This window comes from Bradyrhizobium sp. 33ap4, assembly GCF_032654765.1.
Taxonomy (GTDB): Bacteria; Pseudomonadota; Alphaproteobacteria; order Rhizobiales; family Xanthobacteraceae; genus Bradyrhizobium; species Bradyrhizobium australafricanum.
Window position 1 is genome coordinate 1 of the sequence record NZ_JAUMTJ010000136.1, and the last position, 5,181, is coordinate 5,181.

A 5,181-nucleotide genomic window follows, 5' to 3' on the forward strand; every position below is an offset into this window, starting at 1 on the left:
AAAGCTCGCACCAAACTGGGGCGCGCCTATCCAGGCATACCCAAAGAGTCAAAATCACTGTGACGAGCTACTAGCTCCCCGCCGCGAGACGCTTCCTCATTATCGTCAGTCGGGCGCTGACTGCGGCCTCTGTGCGGCCGAGTTTCTGGGCGATCTCGCGCTGGGTTAGCTCGGTCTCGCGGATCATCTGTAGCAGGCGCTGCTCTTCCTCTTCGGCCCAAGCTGGCAAGATGTTCTCCGAATTGTTTCGTCCTGAAATGCCAGTACCAATTGCACATCCTGGTCATCTCGTCTTCCCGGGATTTGCCGGTCCTTCTCGTTTGTTCGGTCGAGTGTCCTAATTAGGACAGTATCTCCCTTAGCACGGGATGCCCGGCCCAAAGCTCGCCGTCGGTCGTCCCGAAAGGGATGACCGGCGCGGGTGGACAGTAAATCAACTTGCCAGGCTTGCTGCACTGGCTCATTGTCCCGCGATCACCGGCGAAGGCTTTGTCCGTAGGCGTCGGTGGCTGAAGACCGAGCGCGCTCCCGCCTGCAAGGAGGAGTTGCGCCATGAGCCAGCCATTCAGCGAAGAGACGATAGCGTTATTGGATCGCGCTCAGCGAGCCATTGATATGCGATCCTGGTGCGTGAACAGAGGCGACGCCATCTCGCCGAGGCCGGCCTTCGGTCGTTCCGGTTAGAGCTAGCGCTTTTCGAGGCAAACAAAGGCCTTTGGCTGGAACAGCATGCTCCAAGATGTTCCATGCCTTTTTAGGATTCGCGGCGCAACCCAGGAACAACTGTTCACTTTGTAACTTAAGGAGTCCACTAAGAGCGCATCGAGAACTGAAGTGAACCAGCCCACTCTAGATCAGCGAACGACGCCGCACAAAGCCATGGACTGGCAGCAGTGCCCCAGATGCTCTGACATCCCCGAACTCGTCCGTGCCTTCCTCGATCCTGTCGGCGGGAAAACCGTGCGGCTCATGGAATGCAAATGCGGCGAACGCATCTGGAGCGACCAAATGACGGAATGACCCAATTTGGGCTACGGCCGCCTCCGTTGGCGGCCTCTTTCATTTTCGCATCCGCCCAAGAGAAAGCCGACCACGCTCGCGCCGGGCTTTTTTCTTGGCCCAAGAAAATGCCCTCAGCGAGGGCGATGGCCCGCGCTTGGCTGACGGCGCTCGGCCCGTCTGGCTCTGTTGGCGATCACCACGAGCCGGTTATTAGCCCCAGCCTCGGTCCGCGCATCTGGACCGCTATGAGCCGGTGATCCATCTCATGTAGGATAGCACCCGTCGCCGCCGTGAGACGGCTCCGGCGCTTTGCGGGGCTAGCGTGCGCGCCAGAGCCGTCCCCACGCGCGCTCATGTCCGAGAGCGCACTGCATATTACCGGGGAATGCGACAAACGCCGACGGCACCTTGGATTACCCCTTAATTGTAAAAACGGCCCCAGCACCTCTGGGGGCCGGGAGGCCGGTGCTGGAGCCGCTACCTGATTCCGGTCTGTGTTGTTGGAGGCAGGTTCACCGGATCATGCTGGCGACGAAAGTTCCGGCACTTGCATGTGTTAATCTCTTGAAGCCCTTAGCTAGCCGAAGTTCGTGTCAGCTCGTCTGGCGAGATGGCGACTTCCTAGCAATTCGATGGCGCCCCCTTTAGGTAATCGCAAAAAGGCCCCAGCACGCCGAAACGCCGTTGCTGAGGCCCAGTCGTCCGATATTGCCGGGGCGCGACCCGACGGAGCTATTGCTAGCACGCTCCTGTGCGACCGCCAGTTTCTCCCAAAATATGCGCAGTAGGCAAGGAACCATCGAGAGGACAAGAGCGTCTAATTGGCGCTTCTGGTCAGCCAAGGTGCCCCCCGACTGCCTGGAAGAAAACCCGTATCGCTCGGGTTGGCGGCCCCCTCGTTGGGGCCGTTTTCAGTTCGCTGCGGAAAGCGCGAGCGGTGCTTGTCCAAAGTTGATCGCAACGATTCACATAGTTCAATGCGGAGCACACCATCCTGCAAGCTAATCGGTGAACTTGCGTTTCACAGGTGGATGGTTGCAATGGAATTTATTGGACGCCCGATGCGAGGCCGTTTCCTCGTTCGGCAAGGAAGCATTGGCTGGATGGTCTACGACAGCGAACTCAAAGGACCGGCACAGATAAAGAAAAATGGCCCCTTTGCCGAGAAGCTGACCAAGGAACAAGCCGAGATCATAGCGCAGGCGCTGACGAACCAGATTCGTGCGAGATCGGATGATCCTGCGCAATCGCGGTGCGTCAAGGCCGCTATAAACGCGCGGTGAAAATGATCGTCCGGAGGGGGGACCATTGTTCATCATCGAACTCTTGAACCCTGACGCGTTCTCGGGAACAGGCAGCATCATCCTGCTCGAACTGACGGACGAGGATTCCGCGATGCGAGCCGCCCGAAAGATCGCTGCCGAGACAGGACGCCGCGTAACCGTGCGGAAAGAAGACATGCAAATCATTGGGACTATATCCGCGCCCACGACCCATTAGATCCGAGCCGAGCGGCGAGGCCGGTCATCTAAGCCCTTGCTCCGAGAAATATTCAGGCCTACGCTCAATCCTGTACGAGCAGTCCAGTTATTCGGAGCCGGCAATGCTTGTTTACCGCCCAACGAATTTGCAGATTGAACTCGAACGGCTGTGCAGGTCAGCGGACGATCTCCTCGCCCGAGCCAACGCTGCGCTGGGGTTGCCCAAGCCCGACACGTTTCTGGGACGAAGTCACCATGAGCCGATTCCGCTTCCGAACGAGCGCGATTTCGGGATCGAATGAGTACCGGTTGATTGCTGCCGACCAGGCCCTAACTCCGACCGGCACCGCAACTCGGCCGACGATCGACGCGCTTGCGGCTGACGGCCACCGAGACAAAGGAGCGGGCTGTTTACTCTCGCGAAACGGCCTCTGGACTCCTGCTTGTTCCCCGAAGCGAAACGGCCCCAGCGAGAGGACATGCCGAGGCCGATTCGGTGCCCCAGCGAGGTGCCAGCCGGGGCCGCTCAAACTGATCGAGAATGTGCCCCGGTCTTCGGGGGCAAGAGCCGGGGCACTTTCATCCATGATGCCGCTCTGCCGCGAGCAGCACATTGCTAACGTCGCTTCGAAGGTGCCGTTCCTAACGACCTTTTCATCGCCGACCCGAGCCGACGCTCAACTCGCTTGCGGCTGGTGCCGACCTTCTTGACGGCCTTCTTCACCGATGCGGCCGACTTGCCGGTCTTCTTCGCCTCATAGCGCACTTCGTAATCCTGCCCGCCGGCGACGCGCGCTCGGTCCTGCTTGCGACCGCGCGCGGTCTGCTTCTTCGCTTTCTTTGCCATTCCGGCCTCCCTGTCGATGAGGGCCAACTCGGTTTATGATCGACCGTTCCATTTGCGGACCCGCGTCGGAACGATTGCGATTGCGCCAGTTTGAATCAGCTTATTGTTTGTGGAGTTGCGTTGTGGCGTTTCAGCGTAGGAAGCCCGAGGCGATCGGGACCAAGGCGCTCTTTCCCGGCTTCATCGCGCCGGCCCTGGCATCGCCGATCGAGAAGGTGCCGAGCGGCACACGCTGGATTCACGAGATCAAGTTCGACGGCTACCGGGTTCAGACTCACATCGCTAATGAAGACGTGAAGATCTACACCCGGCGCGGCAACGACTGGACCAGGCGCTTCAAGAAGGTGGTCCAAGACGCCTGGCACATTTCCGCATCATCAGCCATCATCGACGGCGAGATCGTCGTTCCCTCACCAGACGGCACGACCGACTTCTCCGTGCTGCAGAACGAGCTGCGCGGTAAGTCGACCAGGATCGTGATGGTGGCCTTCGACCTGCTCCATCTCAATGGCCGCGATCTCCGGAAGCTGCCGCTGAAGGAGCGCAAAGCGCTGCTGAAGAAGCTCGTCGCTGGCACCGAGGTCCAGTTCAGCGAAAGCTTCGAGGTGGACGGCCCCAAGATGTTCGCGCATGCCTGTAGGCTCGGCTATGAGGGCGTGGTGTCGAAGGTGGCGGATAGCGCCTATCCGACCGGCACCCGCAGCCGCGACTGGGTCAAGAAAACCTGCGCCCAGCGCGAGACGTTGACCATCGCCGGCTTTGCACTGGACGACAACGAATGGGACGGAATTTACGTCGGCCGGCGCAAGGGCAACGAGCTGATCTACGCCGGCAAGGTCGACCACGGCTTCGACAAGGCCTCGGCCGCCGATCTCCGCAAACGCCTGACGCCGCTGATCCGCAAGACGCAGCCCTACACCAAGCGCATTGCACACAAGGCGATCTGGGTCGAGCCGAAGGTGCTGGCCGAAATCGAGTACCGCGCCAAATCCGCCGAGGGCAAGGTGCGGCATCCGTTCTTTCGTGGGGTGCGAGAAGATCTATGAGCAAGCCTCGCTGCATCTTTTGCGACGACACAAGATGGGTGTGCGAGAATCATCAGGACCAGCCCTGGACCGGTCCGCACGCCTGCGCTTGCGGAGGCGCCGGTGCGCCCTGTCCGGCCTGCAATCAGCCGAATGATGACGGTCCTCCTCGAATGCCGGAGGGCTTCCAACCAGACGAATAAACGAGGCTTGGCCGTGACGTTGCCGACGATCTCGCAGCTGGCGTCCTCCAGCTTCACGTTCTGCACGGTGATAAGCCCAACGGGCCGGCAATTGGAAAGAGAGGGGTACTTCCTCAGTCGGACGCAAAGAGCCCACGGGGTCGGCGCCGGCAGCTTACAGGGGCTAGCCCGGATGGACGGTCCCGTAGATTTACCATGACCCGGAATTCCAGCTGCTCGGCGCCGGAGCGGGCGCTAAGTTGATGGCGCGGGGGCGGCGCCTTGAGGGCAGGAGGCCGCAATGGAGCGTCTGTATTTGGGCATCACCGTCACCAGCACTTACGCGCTGGTCACCTTTGCGCTGATGCTGGCTTTCGTGCACTGACCGCCGGGAATCCGGATCTTTGCTCGCGGGGCCGCTACGGGGTGCGTTGTCTTCGCGGAACGCGGCGATGTCCGGCAACCGGCAAGCTTTTACTGCGTCAGCGGGTTTAAACGTATGCCGAGGCCTGTTTGGCCGTTGCAACGCTCACGGCGTTCGGCATCGCCGCAGCCCTCATGATCCATTAATCTTACTGAGTCAGAAAGCCGCGATCTGGAGGGTTGAGAATCGCATATTAAGGGAGATTCAACGTGGTCGAGGA

6 protein-coding genes are annotated in these 5,181 nt (G+C 60.3%); 4 read left to right on the forward strand and 2 right to left on the reverse strand.

Features of this window, described 5'->3' with window-relative positions:
* Positions 1-70 precede the first annotated feature (70 nt).
* Positions 71-229: a sigma factor-like helix-turn-helix DNA-binding protein gene (locus Q2M23_RS44360; RefSeq protein ID WP_200844582.1), complete on the reverse strand. Its 159-nt coding sequence runs from the start codon at positions 227-229 to the stop codon at positions 71-73.
* Positions 230-2,042: 1,813 nt separating this feature from the next.
* Here Q2M23_RS44360 and Q2M23_RS43110 point away from each other — a divergent pair.
* The 3 genes from Q2M23_RS43110 to Q2M23_RS43120 all read left to right on the forward strand — a co-directional run bounded on the left by Q2M23_RS43110 (position 2,043) and on the right by Q2M23_RS43120 (position 2,785).
* A complete protein-coding gene (locus Q2M23_RS43110) occupies positions 2,043-2,285 on the forward strand; it encodes a hypothetical protein (RefSeq protein ID WP_316399446.1) in 243 nt (80 codons plus the stop codon).
* A gap of 25 nt (positions 2,286-2,310) precedes the next feature.
* Positions 2,311-2,502 carry a hypothetical protein gene (locus tag Q2M23_RS43115; RefSeq protein WP_057019190.1) on the forward strand — a complete coding sequence of 64 codons (192 nt, stop codon included), beginning with the start codon at positions 2,311-2,313 and terminating at the stop codon, positions 2,500-2,502.
* A 103-nt stretch (positions 2,503-2,605) separates the two neighbouring features.
* Positions 2,606-2,785, forward strand: coding sequence for a hypothetical protein (locus Q2M23_RS43120; protein WP_316399447.1), 180 nt, complete (start codon positions 2,606-2,608; stop codon positions 2,783-2,785).
* Positions 2,786-3,099: 314 nt separating this feature from the next.
* Here the strand turns inward: Q2M23_RS43120 and Q2M23_RS43125 are convergent, their stop codons facing one another.
* Entirely contained in the window at positions 3,100-3,330 is a 231-nt protein-coding gene (locus tag Q2M23_RS43125) for a DUF3606 domain-containing protein (RefSeq protein WP_092090290.1), read from the reverse strand.
* 122 nt (positions 3,331-3,452) lie between these two features.
* Here Q2M23_RS43125 and ligD point away from each other — a divergent pair, with 122 nt between their 5' ends.
* Complete coding sequence (ligD, locus tag Q2M23_RS43130) at positions 3,453-4,376, forward strand: non-homologous end-joining DNA ligase (protein ID WP_316399448.1); 924 nt, start codon at positions 3,453-3,455, stop codon at positions 4,374-4,376.
* The last annotated feature ends 805 nt before the right edge of the window (positions 4,377-5,181 follow it).